At 40.1% G+C, this 22112-nt stretch carries 18 protein-coding genes and 2 tRNA genes; 10 read left to right on the top strand and 10 right to left on the bottom strand.

From position 1 onward, the window contains the following. Position 1 precedes the first annotated feature (1 nt). Genes pdeM through QE382_RS14810 form a run of 4 tightly spaced genes read right to left on the bottom strand, consistent with a single transcriptional unit; the run spans position 2 to position 5731 of the window. The gene (pdeM, locus tag QE382_RS14825; protein WP_293952635.1) at positions 2–667 is read right to left on the bottom strand and encodes a ligase-associated DNA damage response endonuclease PdeM; all 666 of its coding nucleotides are present in this window, start codon (positions 665–667) and stop codon (positions 2–4) included. Next, positions 664–3126, bottom strand: coding sequence for a ligase-associated DNA damage response DEXH box helicase (locus QE382_RS14820; protein WP_307186587.1), 2463 nt, complete (start codon positions 3124–3126; stop codon positions 664–666). Before QE382_RS14820 ends, pdeM begins: the two co-directional genes overlap by 4 nt. A 17-nt stretch (positions 3127–3143) precedes the next feature. Then, entirely contained in the window at positions 3144–4724 is a 1581-nt protein-coding gene (locus tag QE382_RS14815; RefSeq protein WP_307186586.1) for an ATP-dependent DNA ligase, read from the bottom strand. A gap of 8 nt (positions 4725–4732) precedes the next feature. Next, positions 4733–5731, bottom strand: coding sequence for a ligase-associated DNA damage response exonuclease (locus tag QE382_RS14810; RefSeq protein WP_307186585.1), 999 nt, complete (start codon positions 5729–5731; stop codon positions 4733–4735). A 145-nt stretch (positions 5732–5876) separates the two neighbouring features. Here QE382_RS14810 and QE382_RS14805 point away from each other — a divergent pair, with 145 nt between their 5' ends. The 5 genes from QE382_RS14805 (at position 5877) to QE382_RS14785 (ending at position 12605) form a co-directional block, all read left to right on the top strand. Next, complete coding sequence (locus QE382_RS14805) at positions 5877–7364, top strand: hybrid sensor histidine kinase/response regulator (RefSeq protein WP_307186584.1); 1488 nt, start codon at positions 5877–5879, stop codon at positions 7362–7364. Between the two features lie 52 nt (positions 7365–7416). Further along, positions 7417–10953 (top strand): response regulator, encoded by a 3537-nt coding sequence (locus tag QE382_RS14800; RefSeq protein ID WP_307186583.1) that lies wholly within the window; start codon positions 7417–7419, stop codon positions 10951–10953. Positions 10954–10967: 14 nt separating this feature from the next. After that, positions 10968–11339, top strand: a complete 372-nt coding sequence (locus tag QE382_RS14795; RefSeq protein WP_307186582.1) for a response regulator — start codon at positions 10968–10970, stop codon at positions 11337–11339. Next, positions 11340–12170: a CheR family methyltransferase gene (locus QE382_RS14790; protein WP_307186581.1), complete on the top strand. Its 831-nt coding sequence runs from the start codon at positions 11340–11342 to the stop codon at positions 12168–12170. Positions 12171–12239: 69 nt separating this feature from the next. After that, positions 12240–12605, top strand: a complete 366-nt coding sequence (locus tag QE382_RS14785) for a response regulator (RefSeq protein ID WP_293952650.1) — start codon at positions 12240–12242, stop codon at positions 12603–12605. Between the two features lie 103 nt (positions 12606–12708). On the opposite strand, the gene QE382_RS14780 is transcribed toward QE382_RS14785, so the two are convergent. After that, a tRNA-Ser gene (locus QE382_RS14780) sits at positions 12709–12793 on the bottom strand. A 55-nt stretch (positions 12794–12848) separates the two neighbouring features. Beyond that, complete coding sequence (locus QE382_RS14775; RefSeq protein ID WP_307186580.1) at positions 12849–13367, bottom strand: YceI family protein; 519 nt, start codon at positions 13365–13367, stop codon at positions 12849–12851. Between the two features lie 185 nt (positions 13368–13552). On the opposite strand from QE382_RS14775, the gene QE382_RS14770 reads away from it, so the two are divergent. From QE382_RS14770 to QE382_RS14760, 3 genes are all read left to right on the top strand, one after another. Then, positions 13553–13626, top strand: a tRNA-Arg gene (locus QE382_RS14770). 202 nt (positions 13627–13828) lie between these two features. Next, positions 13829–14131 carry an MGMT family protein gene (locus QE382_RS14765; protein ID WP_307186579.1) on the top strand — a complete coding sequence of 101 codons (303 nt, stop codon included), beginning with the start codon at positions 13829–13831 and terminating at the stop codon, positions 14129–14131. 94 nt (positions 14132–14225) lie between these two features. Next, positions 14226–14576 carry a hypothetical protein gene (locus QE382_RS14760; RefSeq protein ID WP_307186578.1) on the top strand — a complete coding sequence of 117 codons (351 nt, stop codon included), beginning with the start codon at positions 14226–14228 and terminating at the stop codon, positions 14574–14576. A 57-nt stretch (positions 14577–14633) separates the two neighbouring features. Here the strand turns inward: QE382_RS14760 and mgrA are convergent, their stop codons facing one another. Continuing rightward, entirely contained in the window at positions 14634–15674 is a 1041-nt protein-coding gene (gene mgrA, locus QE382_RS14755; RefSeq protein WP_307186577.1) for an L-glyceraldehyde 3-phosphate reductase, read from the bottom strand. 208 nt (positions 15675–15882) lie between these two features. On the opposite strand from mgrA, the gene QE382_RS14750 reads away from it, so the two are divergent. Further along, the gene (locus tag QE382_RS14750) at positions 15883–16533 is read left to right on the top strand and encodes a peptidylprolyl isomerase (RefSeq protein ID WP_307186576.1); all 651 of its coding nucleotides are present in this window, start codon (positions 15883–15885) and stop codon (positions 16531–16533) included. A 59-nt stretch (positions 16534–16592) separates the two neighbouring features. On the opposite strand, the gene QE382_RS14745 is transcribed toward QE382_RS14750, so the two are convergent. After that, entirely contained in the window at positions 16593–17432 is an 840-nt protein-coding gene (locus tag QE382_RS14745) for an aldo/keto reductase (protein ID WP_307186575.1), read from the bottom strand. A 273-nt stretch (positions 17433–17705) separates the two neighbouring features. Between QE382_RS14745 and QE382_RS14740 the strand changes: the two genes are divergently transcribed. Next, positions 17706–19925, top strand: coding sequence for an NADP-dependent isocitrate dehydrogenase (locus QE382_RS14740; protein WP_307186574.1), 2220 nt, complete (start codon positions 17706–17708; stop codon positions 19923–19925). Positions 19926–20006: 81 nt separating this feature from the next. Here the strand turns inward: QE382_RS14740 and QE382_RS14735 are convergent, their stop codons facing one another. Beyond that, positions 20007–20960 (bottom strand): glycoside hydrolase family 43 protein, encoded by a 954-nt coding sequence (locus tag QE382_RS14735; RefSeq protein ID WP_307186573.1) that lies wholly within the window; start codon positions 20958–20960, stop codon positions 20007–20009. A 252-nt stretch (positions 20961–21212) separates the two neighbouring features. Next, positions 21213–22106 carry a DUF4377 domain-containing protein gene (locus QE382_RS14730; protein ID WP_307186572.1) on the bottom strand — a complete coding sequence of 298 codons (894 nt, stop codon included), beginning with the start codon at positions 22104–22106 and terminating at the stop codon, positions 21213–21215. Positions 22107–22112: the final 6 nt, after the last annotated feature.

The following is a 22112-nucleotide window of genomic DNA, read 5'->3' as shown; positions in this document are numbered from 1 at the left end:
GCTACCTGCCTTTTTGAATAGGAAAAATGAGGTCTTCTGAGATTGCGTAACATTTATATTTAATGGATAGTTCCCTGCTGTCAATTCCTGTAAATTTGCTAAATGCAGGTAGTATGATCTGATGCTCAGAGACTAAAAAACAAGGTAGGCGAAGTTGTCGCTTTGGTGGTATAACGATACTCACCCCCGGATGTAAGTGGCCACTAATCCGGAACGATGATGGATCGATTGCGTCGGAAGGATGGTGTTTAAATTGTATTTGCTGTAGAGCAAAAACTTCGTCATGATGTTGGATAGCAAATTGCTCGGTGATATTTTTCGATAGCCGATCATGATTTCCTTTGACCAGGTGGAGCTTGAGTCCTGTATATCTTTTCCTGAACTCTTCCAGTAACAGGACTTCACTATTGATACTTGCATGAACGAGATCACCGACCACAATAACTTGATCGGGTTTATAGTGATCTACTAAGCCTTCAAGTCGTTTAAGATCGGCAATAGCTGTATCAGTAGGGATGGCAATGCCGTTTTTTCTGAAATGTGCAGCTTTGCCAAGATGGAGGTCTGATAGGATCAATGCTTTTTCTGCTTGCCAAAATATAGACCTTTGATTGTTAAGTGTTAATTGTTGTTTATTGAATGTGATTGTTTGTTCAGAAAGCTTCATCTTCTACGTTTCTTTTTTTGCGCGTTGCTCTTCTCCATCCGTTGAATACGTTCAATCAGTGCCTCACTCGACAACGACTGCCGGAGACTGTCTACCTTAATGGGAAAGCTTAATGGCGTATATTCTTCGGCAAAGGTATAACGTATTTTGCTATTATTAATCCTGTCGAACGCTTTTACTAAACGATATTCTTCCAACTGCTGATTAAATACTTCGCTAAAAGCTTGTTTAAGTAGTAAATTGTCGGGATCGTGTTCCATCAGTACGCGGAAAATAATTCCTGATGATGCTTGCAGGGATTTGTTGTTTTGCTGTGTGCCCGGGTAGTTTTGAACAACCAATCCCGAAATAACAGCGATATCCCTAAATTTGCGGCTGGCCATTTCGGCAGAGTTGATGCTGCTAATAACGTCTTCCATTAGGTTTTTACGACTCAAGACTGCTTCGAGCTGAGTCTGGGTCAGTTGAATTTCTTTATCGGAATAGAGTTCAAAACCATAGTCATTCATGGCCATGGAAAAACTGATGGGATACAATTTGCTGATACGATAAGCGACGAGGGCAGCCATCACCTCATGTATTAACCTACCTTCCAAAGGATAGAAAAAGAGATGATAACCTTCTTTCGTTTTGATATGCTCAACCAAGAATTCCGATTCACTCGGTACTGCAGAAAGGGAGGATTGCTTTGCTATAAGAGGAGCTAAAAATTGCAGTTCTTTTTCGTTTGAGGGGGGAGTTTGAGATTCGGAGAGCTTTTTTCGAAGAAAGTGACTGAGATTGGACGACAGCGGTAGTCTGCCGCCAAGCCAGCTTGGCGTTATGGCTTTTCCGGATGAATTTTTTACAAATACAGTCATGTCCTTAACCATAATAAGTTCTAGGATTCGTCCTGCGAGTATGAACCGCTCACCTTTTTTGAGTTTGCTTATGAAGTATTCTTCGATCATTCCAATGTAGCCGCCCGAAAGAAATTTGACACGCATCATGGCGTCGCCTACGATGGCACCAATATTGAGTCGATGCAACAAAGCCAAACGACGGTTTTTGATAATCCAATTTCCGTCTTCATCTTGTATAACTTTGTGGAATTCTTCGTAGCGTTTACCGATCTTTCCGCCTGCGGTGATAAAATACATGCACCATTGCCATTCTTGCTCTTCCATGTATCTAAAGGCATGGGTATTAGCAATAGTCGCATGCAGTTCTTCCGAACGAAATCCTCCGCCCAAAGCGATCGTTACCATGAATTGAACAAGCACATCAAACGTCTGCACCATCGGGTCGCGGTTTTCAATGGTTTGGGTTTTCACAGCATCTTTCAGCGCTGCAACTTCGATCAGCTCCAGTGAGTGTGTTGGAACGAAGTAGATGGTTGATGTTTCGAAAGGACTATGTCCGCTTCTGCCAGCGCGTTGCATAAATCGAGCTACACCTTTGCTTGATCCTACTTGAATAACTGTATCCACAGGCTTGAAATCTACGCCTAAATCCAATGAAGAGGTTGATACAACAGCCTTAAGTTTACCGCTACTAAGATTCTCCTCGATCCATTCACGTATGTGCGCATCGATTGAGCTGTGGTGGAGGGCAATTTGTCCGGCAAAATCGGGGTGCGCCTGTAAAAGAAGCTGGTACCACATCTCACTTTGGCTGCGTGTATTGGTGAAGAGAATGGTACTTTTACTGTTAAGTATAATAGGAACGACTTGATCGGCCAGGTTTCCTCCTAAGTGACCGGCCCAGGGCAGTAATTCTACTTTGCTGGGGTAAATCGGTTTGATTGCAATCCGTTTTTTTTCTTTGGCAATAATTCGAATGCGTTTTTTTTCTGTCGGTAATAGAACTTCCATTGCTTCGTCGAGATTGCCAATTGTCGCTGTGATACCCCAAACACGCACTTTTCTATATTGTGATTTGAGGAATGCGAGAGCGAGCTCGACCATAACACCGCGTTTATTTCCCATAAGTTCATGCCATTCATCGACTGTTACGCATTTGAGATTCTTAAAATACTTTTCACGTTGTTTGTGCGCGAGTAGCAAATGCAAACTTTCTGGCGTAACAAGGAGTATATCAGGCATCGATCGTGTCTGCCTGGCTTTCACCTTGGCATCGGTATCCCCATTGCGAACCTCGACTACCCAATCCAGTCCGATATCGTCTATGGCTTTTTGCATGGCGCGGGCAAGATCTTTCGCTAACGAGCGCAACGGAGTTATCCACAGTAGTTTTAATCCCTTTTGATAGCGTTCTGGCTTATTTAAAAAATCTATCAATACCGCCATAAATAGCGAAAAGGTTTTTCCAAATCCTGTGGGGGCGATAACCAGTCCACTGTATCCCTGTGCATACTTCTCCCAGGCCTTTGTCTGAAAGCTAAAAGGGCTATTTCCTTGGGATTCAAAATAATTATTTACAATTCGAAACCCTTCGCTATGTACTATTTTATCGCTCACAGTATGCTATCAAACTTTTATTGTATCAATTTTTTAACGTTATCCAATTCGTCGATCTCCTTAGCAGTTTTATCTTTTCGCCAGCGTAGTATTCTCGGAAATCGCAATGCTACACCTGATTTGTGCCGTTTACTGTAACCTATTCCTTCAAAAGCAATTTCAAAAACTAGTTCGGGTTTAACCGTTCTCACCGGGCCAAACTTTTCGATTGAATTCTTTTTCACAAATCGGCTTACCTCAAGGATTTCCTTGTCGGTAAGTCCTGAATAAGCTTTGGCAATAGTGACTAACTGATCTCCATCCTTTACGGCAAAGGTGTAATCTGTGTAATGAGCGCTTCGGCGGCCGCTTCCTTTTTGTGCGTAAATGAGTACGGCATCGATGCTCATGGGATTTACTTTCCACTTCCACCAATCTCCTTTTTTGCGGCCTGCATGATACGTGGAATCAATTCTCTTAAGCATGATACCCTCACTGTTGATTTCACGTGCTGCCGCCTGAATGTGCTGGAGTGTTGTCCAGTTTTCAGCATGTATCAAGGGTGACAATTGTAAGATGGTATCCCGATTTTCTGTATGGAGTTGTTCTAGCAAGGATCGCCTATAAGCTAGCGGCTCATCGCGGAGATCGTTACCATGGAGTTCCAATAGATCATAAAGGTAAACTGAAATAGGAACTTCGTCTCGAAGCGCTTTTGGAATGGTTTTGCGATTGATCCGTTTTTGAAGTTCGGAAAAGTTGAGTACCTGTCCGTCTTTAACAGCAAGAATTTCTCCATCCAGCACGAAATCTCCTTCCCATTGACTAAGTGCTGCTGTAATTTCCGGAAACTGGGCCGTGACGAGCTCTTCGCCACGAGACCAAATGTGGATATCTTCATTGCGTTTGATCAGTTGTCCACGGATACCATCCCATTTATATTCAGCTTGCCATGTGGTAATCTTTCCGAGCTGCTCAGCATCTTTTTCAATGGGATAAGCGAGGCAAAAAGGGTAAGGTTTGGACAAGTTTGTGTCACTATATGCACCGCGAACAAGCTTTTCGAATTCGACTTCATTCGGATTCCACTCGCCCATAATGCTATGTGCTACGGCACTGGCTTCGGTACCTGTATATTGCGCTATGGTATTGATAAGGCCTTTTGCGGAAATCCCCAAACGGAAGCTTCCGCCCAGAAGTTTGTTAAAGATAAAACGCTCGACTGTAGTCAGGGCATTCCAAGAATGTAGAACAAAAGTTTTCTTTTCCGTAAAGGTGGCATGCTGCAGGGCGCTAATTTCATCCATCCATTCACTTAAGCTTTTTTCTATCAGTTGCGATGCAGGTGGTAAAAGTAGGGATAAGGTCTCGGACAAATCTCCTACAGCTGCGTAAGATTCGACAAATAACCATTCAGGAATTTCCGTTATTTCTAATGTCCAAGTCTTGAGATCCTTTACTGCAATGCTACGTTTGGGTCTTTTTCCTGTCATCAGGGCTAAAAACCAAAGTTTGTCTTTTTCAGAGGCTCGATTAAAAAACTCCAAAATAGCATCTTTTTTCAAGTTCGTCTTATTGCTGCTGTCCAGTGCATTGATTAAATTCGCAAATTCTTTCATGGGCTATCTTAAGTCGTTTGGGCTTGAGGATCTTCTTCGTCACCGTACTGAGTCGTGACTTCTTCAGCTTCGATACCGATTTCATTGAGGTATTTGGCGAATGTTGCCGTCTGGCCGTGTGTGACATATACTTTTTCGGCTGCACTTCCGCGTACAGCTTGCAGTAAACCAGACCAATCGGCGTGGTCACTGATTGCAAATCCTGCATCAGCACTACGCCATCGTCGTGCACCGCGGATTTGCATCCAGCCCGAACAGATTGCATAAGCCATATTCGGTATCTTGTGAAGCGTATGGCTATCCAATAAGGCGGGTGGAAGTAACACAATCTGATTGTCCAGTACTTTGAGTCCTTCCTTTAGATCTACAATTTGATAGGGCGGTAATTTTATTCCTTCTTTAAGGTATGCTTCATTAAGTTTAGCAATACTATAGTGAACAAATACTGGACCCATTTCATGAACTGCATTTAAAATGCGCTGCGACTTTCCGAGTGAATAACCTATAAATACTGAAGTTTTTTTATTGCTCTGATTGTTTTTAATCCAAGACTGCAAGCGTTCATTTTGCGTAGCAACTGGCTCCCAACGATAAATAGGTAGACCAAAGGTGCTTTCTGTAATAAGTTCATGACATTTAATTGGTTCAAATGGTGTCGATAGGCCGTCGTCCTGTAATTTATAATCCCCCGTAAATACAACCACTTTCCCTTTATATTCGAGTCGGATCTGGGCGGAGCCAATAATATGCCCCGCGGGATGCAAAGAAACACGTACACCATTAATATGTATCGGTTCATTGTAAGCTAGTCCCTGAACTTGAATATCAGGACCTATACGGCTTCGAAGGATATTTACTGTAAAATGATGACAGAGGTATTTTTTCATTCCCCAGTGAGCATGATCTGCATGACCATGGGAGATAACTGCCAGATCAACAGGTTTCCAGGGGTCAAGATAAAATTTACCCGGAATACAATATATACCTTTCGATGTAAAACGTATCATATATCAATAAAACAGCCATTGATAGACTAAAGTTTTACTTATTTCATTCCTATATATCATGCTTTTGGGATTCCTCAATTCGATTAGTGGTATTCAGTTAAATTTTTTTAGATTTGTTAACCTTGATGCTAAGTTCAAATACACTATGATATTAATTGTTGATGATAATCCGGATAATATTTACTCGTTACAAAAGTTACTTGAATCCAAAAAATTTGAAGTTGATACCGCTCATTCTGGGGAGGAAGCTTTAAAGAAGATTTTAAAATATAATTATGCATTAATTATACTGGATGTTCAGATGCCGGATATGGATGGCTTTGAAGTCGCTGAAAATATTGCAGGATTTAGCAAAACGAAAGAAACCCCGATAATATTTTTGTCGGCTGTAAATACGGATAAGCGTTTTATCACGAAAGGGTACAATTCGGGCGGTTTGGATTATGTGACCAAGCCTGTTGATCCTGATATTCTCCTGTTGAAAGTAAAGACATTTTATCGGTTATATGAACAGACGCAAGCACTTAAAGATGTTCAACAAACATTAGAACTGGAAGTGGAACGGCGAAAGCAGGCACAGAAAGAGTTAAGTTCGAAGGTAGACTATTTGCATACACTTCTAGAGTCTCTACCACAAATTGCATTTACATGTAATCATGAGGGGACTATTGATTTTGTAAATGGTCGCTGGTTTCAGTTTTCTGATGATGCTGTAAAGTTTCCGCAGACATATCCTGGCGATCCGTCTATTGAGCAGGAGCTTCATGCCAGTCTTCGTTCGGGAAAACCACTGGAAATGGAGGTTCGTATTCAACGACGTACTTGTGGTGAATATCTGTATCAACTCTTGCGTGTGTGGCCTATTTTAGAAAAAGGCGAAAGTAAATGGGTAGGAACATTTACAGATATTGACGCACAGAAAAAGGCAGAAAAGGAAAAAGATGAGTTTCTTAGTATCGCGAGTCACGAGTTGAAAACACCATTGACAAGCATAAAGGCATACATGCAATTACTGGATCGAAAGCTAAAATTAGATGAAGAGAGTGCCGAAGCAAAATATGTAACTCGGGTGCAGGGGCAGGTAGACAAACTTAATAGTCTAATTTCTGACCTTTTGGATCTTTCAAAGATCGATAATGGGAAGTTGTTGATTAATAAAAAAGTATTTCCGCTTGAGCATATGGTGAAAAGTGCGATAGACTCCATTGTTCAGACGCATGAGCAAAGCAATATGAAACTGCTACGAACAGGTGATATTACAGATGTACAGATTTATGGTGATGAGATCCGCCTTGAACAGGTGCTGGTAAATTTTTTGACCAATGCCTATAAATATGCTGCTGGTACGGAAAAAGTAATTGTCGACTGTACTGTTATTGGCGATACTGTAAAAATCAGTGTAATTGATTTCGGAATAGGAATACCCGTGGAAAAGCAGGCCGATGTCTTTGAGAAATTTTATCGTGTAGAAGAAACGTCTTTTGATTTTCAGGGACTCGGTATAGGGCTTTATATCTGTGCTGAAATTATTCGTGCTCACCAAGGAACGATTTCTGTTGAGAGTTCGGGTGGACAAGGAGCTACGTTTTCTTTTACTTTACCTGTAACTAAACCCGAGGATGCCAAATGCTAAGATAATCAGTAATATAACTTGGGGAATCGGTTTTTCTTTGATAGTGCTGCTCATGAGTTCTACGGCTTCCTATATCGGAATTCAGGAACAAAACAGGTATCGTCGGGAGCTTGCTGTGACAAGAAAGATTATCAATCTATCGAATAGCGCCCTTAATTCTTTGCAAGGAGCTGAAACTGGGAATCGGGGGTTTCTATTAACTGGAAAGGAGAGCTATTTAGAGCCCTTTAATAATGCATTAGCAAATTTACCTGCCGAATTAAAGGAAATGGAGATACTAACTCATCAGAACCCGGTACAAGGGGTTAAGGTGGATAGCTTCCTAACAGCAGCAACCTTGAGGTTGGAAATTTTAAAGGAATCGGTAGCTACCAAAAGAAAGGGTGGGGTGGTTAGTGCTACGCAGTTGGATCGCAGTAAAATGGTGATGGACAAATGCCGTCAGATTATCGATGAAATTATTCAATATGAGGATGAAAATATTGACCGAAAATCGGCCAAAGTGGATAATTCCTCTTTAATTACGACATTATTTATTGTAATTAGTGCTTTACTTTCTCTTATTATTACCAGTTATTTTTATGTTCGGTTACGAAGAGATTTCAAAAAGCGCCTAACGCTTGAAAAATCACTTCGGGAAAAGGATGAAGTAATTTCAAAACGTTTAAATTTAATCCAAAGGATTACTAATCGTATCGCCTTGGGGGAATACGATGTAAAGGTGGAAGAGGTGGAGGATGACGATCTTGGAGCGATAGCGAAATCTGTTAACAGGATGTCTAAAGCGCTGCAAAAATCCTTTGGACAACTTACCGATAATGACTGGCTGCATGCGGGTTATGCTCAACTCTATATAGGATTAATGGGGAATAAAAAAGAAAATGCTATTGCTGCTGATTCCATTAAAACCCTCGTGAGCTATATGGAAGCGGTTAGTGGTGCAATGTATATTTTTAATGAAGAGAGATTGATCTTAATGGGTACCTATGGACTGGATAGTCAGGTGCAGAAATCTTTTTTACCTGGCGAAGGGTATATTGGTCAGGTGTATATTGACCGGCAAACAAAAGCACTAAATAATATTAATACGGGGGAATATGTAGTAAGTTTTGCCAATGGAAAAGTTAATGTGCCGTATATTCAATTCTTACCTTTATTGGTTGAAGATAAAGTGCTAGGGGTATTAGAAATCGGTCAAATGAATAATTTTACTGCCGTTGAACTGACATTTCTCCATGAGTGTGCAAGGCAGATAAGCATTGCGCTTATGTCTGCCAAAGGACGTGCAAAGATTCAGGCATTATTGGAAGAGACCCAAGTACAGTCTGAAGAGCTGTTGACACAACATGCGGAACTCGAGAATTTAAATGCAGAACTGGAGGCTCAAACGCTACGCCTTCAGTCTTCGGAAGAGGAATTGAAAGTTCAACAGGAGGAACTGATACAATCCAATCAAGAACTGGAAGAGCGTTCTCGATTGCTTGAGGATAAAAATCTCATGATTGCAGAACGCAATAAGGAAATCCGAGTGAAGGCTGAAGAGTTGGCAATGAGTACGAAATATAAATCGGAATTTTTAGCCAATATGTCGCACGAACTCCGTACGCCGCTCAATTCAATTTTGCTACTTTCGCGGTTACTGGGAGAGAACGTTGACGAAAATCTGAATTCAGATCAGATTGAGTCTGCCAAAGTCATTCAGAGTTCGGGATCAAGTTTGTTAACGCTTATTGATGAAATCTTAGACCTTTCTAAAATTGAATCTGGCAAGATGACTTTGGAATATACGACGTTGGATCTGAACGATATCTTATCAGATTTAAATAGTTTATTTTTGCCAGTTGTCCAAGAAAAGGGATTGGTTTTCAAAACGAATATCAGCGAGGAGGTGCCTGCAAGATTTGATGGCGATCGTCTTCGGATAGACCAAGTCCTTCGCAATTTGATATCGAACGCAATTAAATTTACGAAGGAAGGTGAGGTACGTTTGGATATTTACGAAGATTCCCAAGATAAGGATAAATTGGTTTTTGCTGTTATTGATTCTGGTATCGGTATACCTCTTGATAAACAAAAAATAATTTTTGAAGCTTTTCAACAGGCCGATGGATCGACAAGAAGAAAGTATGGTGGTACAGGTTTAGGACTGTCTATTAGCCGCGAGATTGCTCGTCTTTTGGGTGGAGAAATTAGGTTGGAGAGTGAGGAGGGTAAAGGTAGTAGATTTTTGTTTGTTATTCCAAAATATAAAATTGAGGTCAGTGAGGTACTGTCGAAAGAAGAGCAGCTCGTTGATGAGATATCTTCAGAGGTGGAGGATGTCATTGAGCTGATTAGAGAGGATGGTTATGATCCATTAACGATTCCTATCCCAGAGGAAATACCTGATGACCGGGATACGATTAAAGGGGGGGATAAGGTAATATTGATTGTAGAGGACGACGTTAATTTCGCTAAGGCCCTTTTGCAGTATACACGCAAACAAACATATAAGGGAGTGGTGGTGGTGCGTGGTGACCACGCTTTGCCGGCAGCATTAAAATACAAACCTGCTGCTGTTTTATTGGATATACAATTGCCCGTAATGGATGGATGGGCAGTGATGGATCGATTGAAGGAGAACAGGGAAATACGTCATATCCCCGTGCATATCATGTCCTCCCTAGCGGTAAAAAAAGAAAGTTTATTAAAAGGAGCGATTGATTTCATAAATAAGCCTGTTGCCTTAGAGCAAATGACAAACATATTTCAAAAGATTGAATTGGCTCTAAAGTCCTCGCCGAAGAAGGTACTTATTGTGGAGGAAAATCCCAAACATGCCAGTGCACTATCTTATTTTTTAAGTAGTTTTAATATCTCCCTTGAAGTTAAAAATAATGTTGAAGACAGTATCGAGGCTTTGCGCACCGCAGATGTTGATTGTGTAATTTTGGATATGGGGGTGCCCGATGAAATGGGGTACAATACCTTGGAGGCTATTAAGCAGCATGAAGGTCTTGAAAACTTACCTATCATCATCTTTACCGGAAAAAATCTGTCTAAATCTGAAGAACTCAAGATAAAGAAATATGCAGATTCCGTTGTGGTGAAGACTGCACATTCCTATCAGCGTATTCTTGATGAAGTCGGGTTGTTTTTGCATTTAATAGAGGTCAATAATGTAGATGATATAAAAAGAAAAAATAATGGATTAGGGTCATTAAGTGATGTGTTGAAAGGAAAGAAGGTACTCGTAGCTGATGATGATGTTCGCAATATTTTTTCCTTGACAAAAGCTTTAGAGAAATTTCAAGTAAAGGTCGTTCCGGCAATGGATGGCAAAGAGGCCCTAGATGTCCTTGCTTCGGGGGAATCCGTCGATATCGTACTGATGGATATGATGATGCCGGAGATGGATGGCTATGAGACAATCAAAAATATCCGTCAGGATGCCCAATACGTAGCACTACCAATTATTGCTGTTACGGCAAAGTCGATGACTGGCGATCGGGAGAAATGCATTCGGGCTGGTGCGTCTGATTATATTTCCAAACCGGTGGATATTGATCAATTGTTGTCTTTATTACGTGTGTGGTTATATGATAATTAAGGAAAGTTGAATATATGGATCAAAATAAAGTGATACTAATTGTAGATGACGATCAGCGAAATATCTTTGCGTTGCGTTTGACTCTAAAGGCCAAAGGATATCGGGTGTTGAGCAGTAATTCTGCTCTTGATGCGATCCGACTATTGGAAACGGACCATCAGATTGCCCTCGTTTTACTGGATATGATGATGCCTGAGGTCGACGGTTATGAAACAATACAGTTAATCCGAAAGTTGAATTCCAATAGTCAGTTACCTATTATAGCTGTGACGGCACAGGCGATGAGTGGGGATAGGGAAAAATGTTTAAACGCCGGGGCGCAAGCTTATGTTTCGAAACCTATTGACGTTGATAAATTGACGCTTGAAATTGAAAGACTGATTTAGATGTTGGGCTATAATATGATAAGAGACCATGAGGTTGATATCTTGCTTGAGGATATATACCGTCAATATGGCTATGATTTTTTGCAGTACAGTAGAGCTTCCATCAAGAGAAGGATCAATCGAATAATGACCAACGACCGATTGGCAAGCTTTGCTGAACTGCGATTTGCTTTGAAAGACAATGCCGAATTTCTACAACATTTCGTTGAAGAGATTACGGTAAATTTGACAGAGATGTTTCGGGACCCGCTGTTTTTTCGTGAACTTCGAGAAGAAATTCTTCCTCAATTGGGTACCTATCCTTTAATACGGATCTGGGTTGCTGGCTGCTCTACAGGTGAAGAAGCATATTCAATGGCCATTTTGCTAAAAGAAGCTAATCTATACCATAAGTCGTTGATTTATGCGACAGATATTAACCCGAGGGTTCTTGAGATTGCGCGTAATGGCGTTTATCCATTGAGCTTGGTCAAGACTTTCTCCGAAAATTATATGGAATCAGGGGGAAAGCAGGACTTTTCGAATTATTATACTGCCAATTATGAGTGTGCAAAATTTGATGATGAATTGAAAAGAAAGATGATTATATCAACGCATAATTTGGTGTCAGATACTTCGTTTAACAGTTTTCAATTAATTTTGTGCCGCAATGTATTAATTTATTTTAACAAGGAATTGCAGGAACGAGTTTTTAAATTATTCGACTCGAGTCTTGAAAATTTAGGATATTTGGGTTTAGGTAGTAAAGAAACGATACGATTTTCTAGCATTCAGCATAACTTTACGGCTGTTGGCAATCAAAAAATTTGGAAAAAACTTTATACCTTGTAGCTGTATGCATGTAGATATGAATTTTTTATCCGATATTAAACGTAGGGAGCAAAGTATTTTAACTATTTTATGAGTAAAACAAAGACTGTATTAATATTTGATGACGATACCATTATTTTGGAAGTCATAACTGTCGTATTAATGGATTTAGGGTTGAATGTTGAAGTTTCCGAAACTTCTCATGATATTATCCCACGGGTAGAATCCTCTAAACCTGATCTCATCTTGATGGACAATTGGATTCCTAATATAGGAGGTGTGGAAGCCACTAGGTTGCTGAAAGCCGATGTTCGATTTAACCATATTCCCGTAATTTATGTTTCAGCCAACAACGATATTCAATCGCTGGCTGATCGCGCCGGAGCAGATGATTTTCTATCTAAACCATTTGATTTGGAAGATCTGGAAAATATTGTACATAAATATATCGCTTGACATAATTGGTATGCGGATCTGCTACCAGCTATGGTTTAGTTGTTTACTTGGCAGAGTTCCTTACAAAATAAAAAAGCCTTTCATTTCTGAAAGGCTTTTTCTGCGGAGAGTGAGGGATTCGAACCCCCGAACCTGTGACAGTTAACGGTTTTCAAGACCGCCGCATTCGACCACTCTGCCAACTCTCCGCGACAAAAGTACGAATTTTTACTCTTCCACCAAATTTTATTTTACAAATTGAGCTTATTGAGCTTTTATAAGCTGAATATCAGCACTAAATTTTACTTCATCACTTACCATCACGCCGCCCGTTTCCAGTGCAGCATTCCAGCTAAGTCCAAATTCCGAACGTTTTATTTTACCTTCTACGATAAATCCAGCTTTGGTGTTGCCCCAAGGATCTTTTTGTAGGCCTGCAAACTCTAAGTCGAATGATACGGGTTTAGTAACATCACGTATTGTCAGATTTCCTTTAATCTCATCATTTTCTAAACTCGTTGCTTCGAAAGTAATCTCAGGATATTTTTCTACATCAAAGAATTCGGCGCTCTTTAGGTGGCCATCGCGTTGTTCATTACGCGTGTTGATAGATGCCGTATCAATAACAACTTTCGCAAGCGCATTTTTAAAATCTTCTCCAGCTGCATCAACCTCTATTTTAAAAATGTCAAAGTTCCCTTTAACGTTTGTGATCATCATGTGTTTTACCTTGAATTCTATCTCGCTATGTGCTGCGTCTAATTCCCATTTTCCTTGTGCCATAATTTTATGTTTTTATTATTTGTTTAATAACACAAAGGTAACAGCTGTTTTATTTATTTTGTTTGACCTACATCAATAAAATAATCTTGTTGAAATGCAACTAGTTATTGACAAACCACAAAAAAATCGAAGTGATATTTTGGAAATATGAAGCAAATGTCTACTTTTGCATTACCAAAAGAAACGCGCCAATAGCTCAGCTGGATAGAGCATCGGTTTTCTAAACCGACGGTCTCAGGTTCGAATCCTGATTGGCGTACTAAAGAGCTCCTTTATTTAATATAGAGGGGCTTTTTATGTATATTACTATCATGTATTGCCGAATATTTTCAAATCTTATAAGAATTGGGGATCATTAGGATCATATCAAAAGTTTTGGCGAAATGATTGATGTGTCGTATATAGAGCGCTGTCGTCTGACTCTCCATATTAATATTTGGGTTACTAAAAAGGGCGTTAGTATGGAGGAGAAATTCAAAAAACAAGTATATGAATTGGCTAAACTGATTCCACAGGGACGGGTTACCACCTATGGGACGATTGCCAAGGCCTTAGGTTATCCCAATCATTCGCGGCATGTTGGCAAGGCAATGGGTGGATGCCCGGCCGATGTTCCGGCCCACCGAGTGATTTCAAGTGGCGGGGTGCTAGCAGTGCCTGGATTTCAGGAACGTTTGGAATCGGAAGGACTCGTTGTACAGAATTCTCGAGTTAAGGATTTTAAAAAGTTTTTCTGGGATCCAATGAAGGAATTAATTGATTAATTTAAAGAAATGAGATACTGTGCTTCTCTACTTGGAGTGAATGTGAAATGAACTACTATGAAGATGGCGGATGAAGCGGTTAATGGAAAAATGCATGTCGACACATTTATTCTATAATGCATCCTTGTTTATCCGGTCAAAGGAAGAAGTGTGTTTGCTCGAGAAAAATACTCCTTTCGACATGCCTGACGATTGTAATGTATATGCTTTTGTTGGACTCTACGGCATCGAAAGGATATTGATGGACGGATTCAACAATATAATCCATTTGCCAGGGGAGAACGCTGAAATAGTTCATGCTATTTTTTATTGGCAAGTACCCAAAGGGAATACATTGGGTTCGGCGTTTGAAAATGTGTTGGGGAAAAAGAATTTAAAAAATAAATTGACAAGCCGTAATATAAATACTTTTGGAAAGATATTGAAAAAAATGGGCGAATCATAAAAAGAGCCCATTTCTAATTGGGCTCTTTATCTTTTCAATACTTTTCTCAGTGTTGATTTATCGTTCTTGATCAATCTCTGCGGATTGTGCCCAGATGTTAATATGACCGTCTTTTGCATAGAGATCAATTTCTTGAATCTCGTCTTGACTAAAAAACAAATTTTTTAGTGCAGCTACACAATCTTTAACTTGCTGCGGTTTTGATGCACCGATCAGCGCAGATGTTACCTGTTTCTTACGTAGGACCCAAGCGATAGCCATTTGCGCCAAAGATTGTCCTCTACGCTGTGCGATAGCATGTAAAGAAAGGATATTTTTTTGATTCTCTTCATTTAGGAATTTTTTATGAAGTGATTTAGATTGCGAAGCACGACTGTCTTGAGGGACTTCATGCAAGTATTTGTCGGTGAGCATGCCTTGCGCAAGTGGCGAAAATACAATAGAGCCAATTCCAATCGACTCCAAGGTATCAAGTAAGCCGTCAGTTTCTACCCATCTATTAAGCATGGAATAGCTGGGCTGGTGAATAATGAAGGGTGTCCCTAATGATTTTAGGATCGCATAAGCTTCCTTAGTCCTTTGGGAATTATAAGATGAAATACCTACATAAAGCGCTTTTCCGCTACGGACCAAATGATCCAGCGCCAACATGGTTTCTTCTAATGGGGTGTTAGGGTCGAAACGATGGGAATAGAAGATATCAACGTAGTCGATACCCAGTCGTTTAAGTGATTGTTCGCAGCTTGAGATTAGATATTTACGGCTACCCCATTCTCCATATGGTCCACTCCACATGTGATAACCTGCTTTTGATGAAATGATGATTTCGTCCCGTAGGCCGTGAAATTGTTCATGTAAAATTCGTCCAAAGGCTTTTTCAGCACTTCCAGCAGGTGGTCCATAATTGTTTGCAAGATCGAAATGCGTAATGCCGAGGTCAAATGCCGTCGTACAGATATCTACTTTGGTTTGATGCGGAGTGTCGTCTCCGAAATTATGCCACATGCCTAAAGATATTGCTGGCAATAAAAGGCCGGATTGGCCGCAGCGGTTATAGATCATATTATGGTATCGGTCTGGATTTGGTGTATACTGCATAGTATTGAATAAGTTTCCTATAAACTAAGATAAATTTTTGCTTATTTGCAAATTTTAATTGCAAGCTTGGCTCGCAAGTTTTTGGAGTGAGGAAACTTTAGGATAAATCGTGTGCTATTTTTGTTACGAGACATAGAGAAAACTGTTCGAATTTGGCTTTCGCAAAACTAAATTTAATGTATTTTTATACAAATTAAAAAACTGTTTTATGAAAGCGATAAGGAAAGTTCAAATCACGCTATATTTTGTCTTGATTACTGTATTCAATGGTTATGCACAGTCAAAACATCTGCTTTTTAAGACCGAATTCGGTAATTTTAAAGCTGTTCTTTATGACTATACACCTCATCATCGTGATTTAATGTTGCGCTCAATTCGAGATCATGTCTATCACGACGCTTTATTTAATCGGATTATCGAAAATTTTGTTGTTCAGGGCGGAGAGCATGATGTAGATATTGCAAAACGTGAGGCTGCAGATCCTCTTCATCAACAGCCGCGACTGGCGGCGGAATTTGACGATCGTGCTTTTCATAAAATGGGAGCACTTGGCGCCGGACGCGACGGGAACCCTGAAAAGGCATCTTTTTTAAATCAGATCTATTTTGTTGTCGGGAAGAAAATTACAGCAGCGGAACTCCATAATTTGGAATTAAAGAAAGGTATAAAATATACTGCTGCACAAAGGAAAGAGTACCTTGCCAAGGGTGGGCAGCCGAGACTGGATCACGATTTTACTGTTTTTGGTGAAATTTATGAAGGTTTTGGGGTAATCATGAAAATCAGCCAGCTAAAAACGGACAATCAAGATTATCCACTTCAAAAGGTGCCTTTCGAGATTATCGAGATAAGTAAATAATTGTATAACCCTTACTGGATGTCGCATGGAGCGAATCCAGCAAAGGACCCTTTGTGAAGTTAAAAGGCGACTGTTTTAGGATTCGATCCAGAAAATCCAATTTCTGGCAATGAGCGAATAGTTTCGATATCGTCTTCTGTCAGATCGAAACTGTCGATCACTAAATTTCTCTTTATATTATCTGGATTGGTCGATTTTGGCAGGGGTAAGATTCCTTGAGACAGCGCAAATTTAATACAGATTTGTCCAACACTCGTATTTTTTTCTTTTGCCAGTTCAAGTAGTGTTTCATCCTGCAATATTCTTCCAGAACCGAGCGGCGACCAAGCCTCAACGAGAATGCCATTGGACTGACATAGCGCTACAGTATCCTTCTGAAGATAGCCCGGATGAAATTCAATTTGGTTCACGGCAGGTACTACTTTGGCTGTCTCCAATAATTTTTCAAGGTAGTCTTTTGGAAAATTACTTACGCCAATGGCTTTTACCTTCCCTTTTTCATATAAATCTTCAAAGGCTCGCCATGTATCGGCATTGATTTTGGCCCAATGCTCAAATTGTGTCTCATTGGCTGGCCAATGGATCAGGTAAAGGTCGACATAGTTCATTTGTAGATCATTTAGCGATTTTTCAAAAGCTGCAATCGTTTTGTCGTATCCGCGCTCAGTGTTCCAGAGCTTTGTGGTAACAAATAACGAATGGCGGTCGATCCCGCTGTCTTTTATCGCCTTTCCAATACTCTTTTCATTTCCATAAATAGCTGCGGTATCAATATGTGTATAGCCAGCGTCAAGTGCTTCTCTGACTGCCTGATAAGCTTCATCTCCATCTGGAATTTGCCATGTTCCAAAGCCAATGGATGGAATTTCAGTTCCATTGTTCAATTGAATTGATTTCATAGTCTGTTTTGTTTTTGATTGAAGCTAAAATAGGGTTTCGCCTGTAGTATCTGGTCACTGAAATGTCAAGAGGAAATACTTTTGGGCAGAGGAGGGGCGACTTATTCTGTATTGCCAAAATATATTTATTTTCACAATTTTATTGTCAAAAGGGGTGCGATTTCTCGTTAAATATGGCATTAATTGTTATCTTTAGGCGAATTTTTGAGAAATTCAGATTTTTCAGAGAATTCACATAGCATTAAAAATTAAACATATTTCTAATAGATTACTATGTCAAACAAATCAAAAATTGTTTGGACAAAAACAGATGAAGCTCCTTTATTAGCGACTTATTCGTTTTTGCCTATTGTTCAAGCGATTACAGCTACAGCTGATATCGATGTTGAATTGAGAGATATCTCCTTAGCAGGCCGTATTCTTGCTAGCTTTCCAGAATTTTTAAAAGAAGATCAAAGAATTGGTGATGCATTGGCCGAGTTAGGGCAGTTGGCAACGACTCCTGAGGCAAACATCATTAAATTACCCAATATCTCCGCTTCAATTCCGCAGTTGAAAGGTGCTATCGCTGAACTACAGCAAGCAGGGTACGCTGTTCCCAATTATCCGGATGAAGCAACAACAGACGAGGAAAAATCAGCAAAAGCTAAGTATGCGAAAGTATTAGGTTCTGCTGTGAATCCCGTATTACGTGAAGGAAACTCAGATCGCCGCGCGCCTAAAGCAGTTAAGAATTATGCAAAAGCAAATCCGCATAAAATGGGTGCTTGGGCGAAAGATTCCAAAACAAAGGTTGCTTCGATGACGTCAGGTGATTTCTATGGTTCCGAGCAATCTGTAACTGTTGAAAATGATGGTCAATTTAAAATTGAGTTTGTAGATGAACAAGGTGCAGTAACTGAATTAAAGGGGCTTTCACCGTTAAAAGCTGGTGAGGTCATTGATTCTTCAACCTTGAGTTTAAAAGCATTGAAAGGGTTTGTAGCAGATGCTATCGCAGAAGCGAAAGCGGCAGGTGTATTATTATCTGCGCACCTAAAGGCCACAATGATGAAAGTTTCTGACCCGATTATATTTGGTGCTATTGTGGAAACTTACTTTGCAGATGTTTTTGCGCAGTATGGTGACTTGTTTAAGGAGTTGGGTATTAACAAAAACAACGGATTGGGGGAAGTGTATGCTAAAATCGCTGGTCATTCAAAAGAGGCCGAAGTTAAAGCTGCCATTGATGATGCTATTACAAACGGTCCTGCTTTAGCGATGGTTAATTCGGACAAAGGAATTACCAACTTCCACGTGCCTTCTGATGTTATTATTGACGCTTCTATGCCAGCAATGATTCGTATTGGTGGTAAAATGTGGAATAAAGACGGTCAAGAAGAAGATACTATTGCGATGGTTCCTGATCGTTGTTACGCTGGCGTTTACGAAGCAACAATTGAAGACTGTAAGGAGCATGGTGCTCTAGATCCAAAAACAATGGGTTCTGTGCCAAACGTAGGTTTGATGGCGCAAAAAGCGGAGGAGTACGGTTCACATGACAAAACTTTCCAGGCTGCGGGAAATGGGGTCATCCGAGTAGTAGACGCTTCAGGTGGTGTTTTTATGGAACAAAAAGTGGATGCTGGTGACATCTTCCGTATGTGTCAGACCAAAGACGCACCGATTCAGGACTGGGTGAAATTGGCTGTAAATCGTGCTCGTTTGTCTGAAACACCTGCTGTTTTCTGGTTGGATAAAAACCGCGCTCATGATAGAGAGATCATCAAAAAAGTAGAGAAATACTTGCCTGAATTTGATACATCAGGTTTAGATATTCGAATCTTATCGCCTATTGAAGCGACGAAGCTCACTTTGGACCGTATCCGTAAGGGAGAAGATACGATTTCGGTAACAGGTAACGTATTGCGTGATTATTTAACGGATTTATTTCCAATTTTGGAAGTTGGTACATCTGCTAAAATGTTATCTATTGTTCCGTTAATGAATGGCGGTGGTCTATTTGAAACAGGTGCTGGTGGTTCGGCTCCAAAGCACGTTGAGCAATTTCTTCAAGAAGGTTACTTGCGTTGGGATTCATTAGGCGAATTCTTAGCACTTGGTGCTTCGTTAGAACACTTGTCTCAAACGCAGAATAATCCCAAAGCGCTTGTATTGGCGGAGACCTTGGATGAAGCAACAGAAAAATTCTTAGCGAACGATAAATCTCCGGCACGTCGAGTTGGTCAAATTGATAATCGTGGATCACATTTCTATTTGACGTTATACTGGACCCAAGCTTTGGCAACACAGACAAAAGATGCTGAATTAGCTAAGAAATTTGCGACCGTTGCAAACGTGTTAACAGAAAATGAAGCGAAAATCAATGAAGAATTGATCGCTGCGCAAGGTCGTGCTCAAAACATCGGTGGATATTATTTTCCGAACGATGAATTGGCAACACAAGCAATGCGTCCATCTGAAACTTTAAATAATGCAATTTCTAGCATTTAAGCGGTAATTGCTGATGTAAAAAAAGAAGCCCATTTCGATTGATCTGGGCTTTTTTTGTTGTTTGTGAAAACGGGTATTTTCCTATTTTAATGGATATTTGACACCCGTAAAGGTCATCTTCACAGGTATGATGTGGCCATTTTTGTCAAATTTCATTTCTTCTATGCAAGTTACTCGCTCGTTAGCTCCATCTTTGCCGAGTGGTCTACGGTGGTAAACTATAAAATATTTGTCCTCATTAGGTACTTTGATAACCGAATGATGTCCGGCTCCAACAGCGACTTCGGGATCTCGTTCTAATATGGTCCCGATGCGCTCAAAAGGCCCAAATGGCGAATCGGCGATGGCATAAGCGACTTTGTAGTCGGGGCCTGTCCAGCCGCCTTCCGACCACATGAAATAATATTTTCCATCTTTTATGAACATAAATGGTCCTTCGACGTAATCTTTAGGGGTGATTTCTTTATAAAAGCTACCATCATCAAAAGGGAGCAAGCCTGTGAAATCTGGCTTGAGCTTAACCATATTGCAATGCTTCCAGCCGCCGTAATACATATAGAAAGTTCCGTCTTTATCTTTGAAAACAAACTGATCTATCGGTTGAGCGCCATTGATAATATCGTTGATTAAGGGTTTGCCCAATAGGTCGGTATAGGGACCTTCTGGCTTTTCGGCCACAGCAACCCCGATGCCGCCGATCTCACCCTGATGTACATCATTGGCTCCGAAAAACAGGTAATATTTGCCTTTGTTTTCCAATACTGCGGGTGCCCACATGGCTTTTTTTGCCCATTTTACGTTACTGTTATCCAAAATGCGGCTGTGCTTTGTCCAAGAAGCTAAATCTGATGATGAAAAGGCATCGAAGAATATCTGCTCTTCATAAGGTGCCGAATAGGTTGGAAATATCCAATATTTGTCCCCGTATACAATGCCTTCAGGATCAGCGTAATTTCCAGTTATAACGGGATTCTTTTGAGCAAAAACTGTAGCGGATAAAAGTAGTGCTGTTGATGTTAAAAGTGTTTTAATCATTGTATGGTTTTAAATGGAAAAGATACAGAATCCAATTGATAGTGATTTAACAAAATGGATCAATTTTATGCTCATTTGTCTCACAAGCTACCTCTTTGTTAAAATTTTGTTAAAATAAAGTCCTGCTTTCGATTGTTTCCGATTTATTTCACAATTTTGTTTATGTCGTTTCCGAATGGCATAAATACTTTTCATAAAATAGGTTAATAATATGGCTAAGGCGCCCAAAGTTTCCCAGACTTTGGGTGTTTTTTATTCTCGCTCCAACCCAAACATCATCACTAGCTTACCGTCATAATACAAGTTTAGAGTCTGTTCAGCGATATCGAATTGGATTTTCTTTTGTTCGAATATTTGGAAGAACTCATTTTCTATATGTATGGTATTACAGGAACGCATAGTACTTGCTATGTGGTTAAAGGTGATTTTATTGCCTTTAATGTGAAATGCGCCCCAAAAAATGTTACAGCCCGTCGTGCCTTCGATCGTACCATTCTTGGCATCGAAGCCCATACTCGCCTTACTTGAGCTCACATCCTTTCCATTCAATTGAAGTAAATTCCATTTAAACCGAGCTAGAAAGGCCGCTACACTGGGCAATTCATTTGTACGTTCTTTGGAAAGGATGTCAATTAAACTGTAATTAAAAGAATCAGTATCTCCTCGTTTCGTTTTCTTTACTCGAACACGATAGCGGTAGCCTTCCTGATAATCAAAACCATGAATTGGTGCACTTAGATATTCCCACTTATTCGATTTGTCCGATTTTATTTGAAGGCATTTCATTTGTTCATGCTTTGGCGCATATACATAATTTTCTCCAACCTCCCATATGCGGACTTCGGTATTTTGCATTAGCGATTTGGAGATTATTTTCATCAAGCTATATCGTGGATGCGAATCGTTTTTGTGCTTAAGGACTTTGATATGGTATTCAAATTTTGGGTCATAATCAAACTTGAGAATTTTAGCATAGAATTTCTCCCACTGATTGCTATTGTAGTATTTGACAAGATAAGGTGGGGCTTTCGAAAGGCCTGATTTTACTTTTAACCGAAAAGAAGAGCGTTGGGCAAGTAAATTTTGGTATGGTAATAAGAGCGCTAAAAACATTAATAACAAATGCTGTATTGAGGACTTCTTCATAAACTG

The organism is Sphingobacterium zeae (assembly GCF_030818895.1).
Lineage (GTDB): Bacteria > Bacteroidota > Bacteroidia > Sphingobacteriales > Sphingobacteriaceae > Sphingobacterium > Sphingobacterium zeae.
The sequence above is the reverse complement of the archived record's forward strand: the minus strand, read 5'-3'. Positions and strand labels throughout refer to the sequence as shown.

Excerpts from the sequence above, each read along its gene's own strand:
- QE382_RS14735 (WP_307186573.1), bottom strand. The coding sequence starts at position 20,960 with ATGATTAAAACACTTTTAACATCAACAGCACTACTTTTATCCGCTACA.
- mgrA (WP_307186577.1), bottom strand. The coding sequence starts at position 15,674 with ATGCAGTATACACCAAATCCAGACCGATACCATAATATGATCTATAAC.
- QE382_RS14740 (WP_307186574.1), top strand. The coding sequence starts at position 17,706 with ATGTCAAACAAATCAAAAATTGTTTGGACAAAAACAGATGAAGCTCCT.
- QE382_RS14730 (WP_307186572.1), bottom strand. The coding sequence starts at position 22,106 with ATGAAGAAGTCCTCAATACAGCATTTGTTATTAATGTTTTTAGCGCTC.
- QE382_RS14810 (WP_307186585.1), bottom strand. The coding sequence starts at position 5,731 with ATGATACGTTTTACATCGAAAGGTATATATTGTATTCCGGGTAAATTT.
- QE382_RS14765 (WP_307186579.1), top strand. The coding sequence starts at position 13,829 with ATGGAGGAGAAATTCAAAAAACAAGTATATGAATTGGCTAAACTGATT.
- QE382_RS14800 (WP_307186583.1), top strand. The coding sequence starts at position 7,417 with ATGAGTTCTACGGCTTCCTATATCGGAATTCAGGAACAAAACAGGTAT.
- QE382_RS14775 (WP_307186580.1), bottom strand. The coding sequence starts at position 13,367 with ATGGCACAAGGAAAATGGGAATTAGACGCAGCACATAGCGAGATAGAA.
- QE382_RS14795 (WP_307186582.1), top strand. The coding sequence starts at position 10,968 with ATGGATCAAAATAAAGTGATACTAATTGTAGATGACGATCAGCGAAAT.
- QE382_RS14750 (WP_307186576.1), top strand. The coding sequence starts at position 15,883 with ATGAAAGCGATAAGGAAAGTTCAAATCACGCTATATTTTGTCTTGATT.
- QE382_RS14815 (WP_307186586.1), bottom strand. The coding sequence starts at position 4,724 with ATGAAAGAATTTGCGAATTTAATCAATGCACTGGACAGCAGCAATAAG.
- pdeM (WP_293952635.1), bottom strand. The coding sequence starts at position 667 with ATGAAGCTTTCTGAACAAACAATCACATTCAATAAACAACAATTAACA.
- QE382_RS14785 (WP_293952650.1), top strand. The coding sequence starts at position 12,240 with ATGAGTAAAACAAAGACTGTATTAATATTTGATGACGATACCATTATT.
- QE382_RS14760 (WP_307186578.1), top strand. The coding sequence starts at position 14,226 with ATGTCGACACATTTATTCTATAATGCATCCTTGTTTATCCGGTCAAAG.
- QE382_RS14805 (WP_307186584.1), top strand. The coding sequence starts at position 5,877 with ATGATATTAATTGTTGATGATAATCCGGATAATATTTACTCGTTACAA.
- QE382_RS14790 (WP_307186581.1), top strand. The coding sequence starts at position 11,340 with ATGTTGGGCTATAATATGATAAGAGACCATGAGGTTGATATCTTGCTT.
- QE382_RS14745 (WP_307186575.1), bottom strand. The coding sequence starts at position 17,432 with ATGAAATCAATTCAATTGAACAATGGAACTGAAATTCCATCCATTGGC.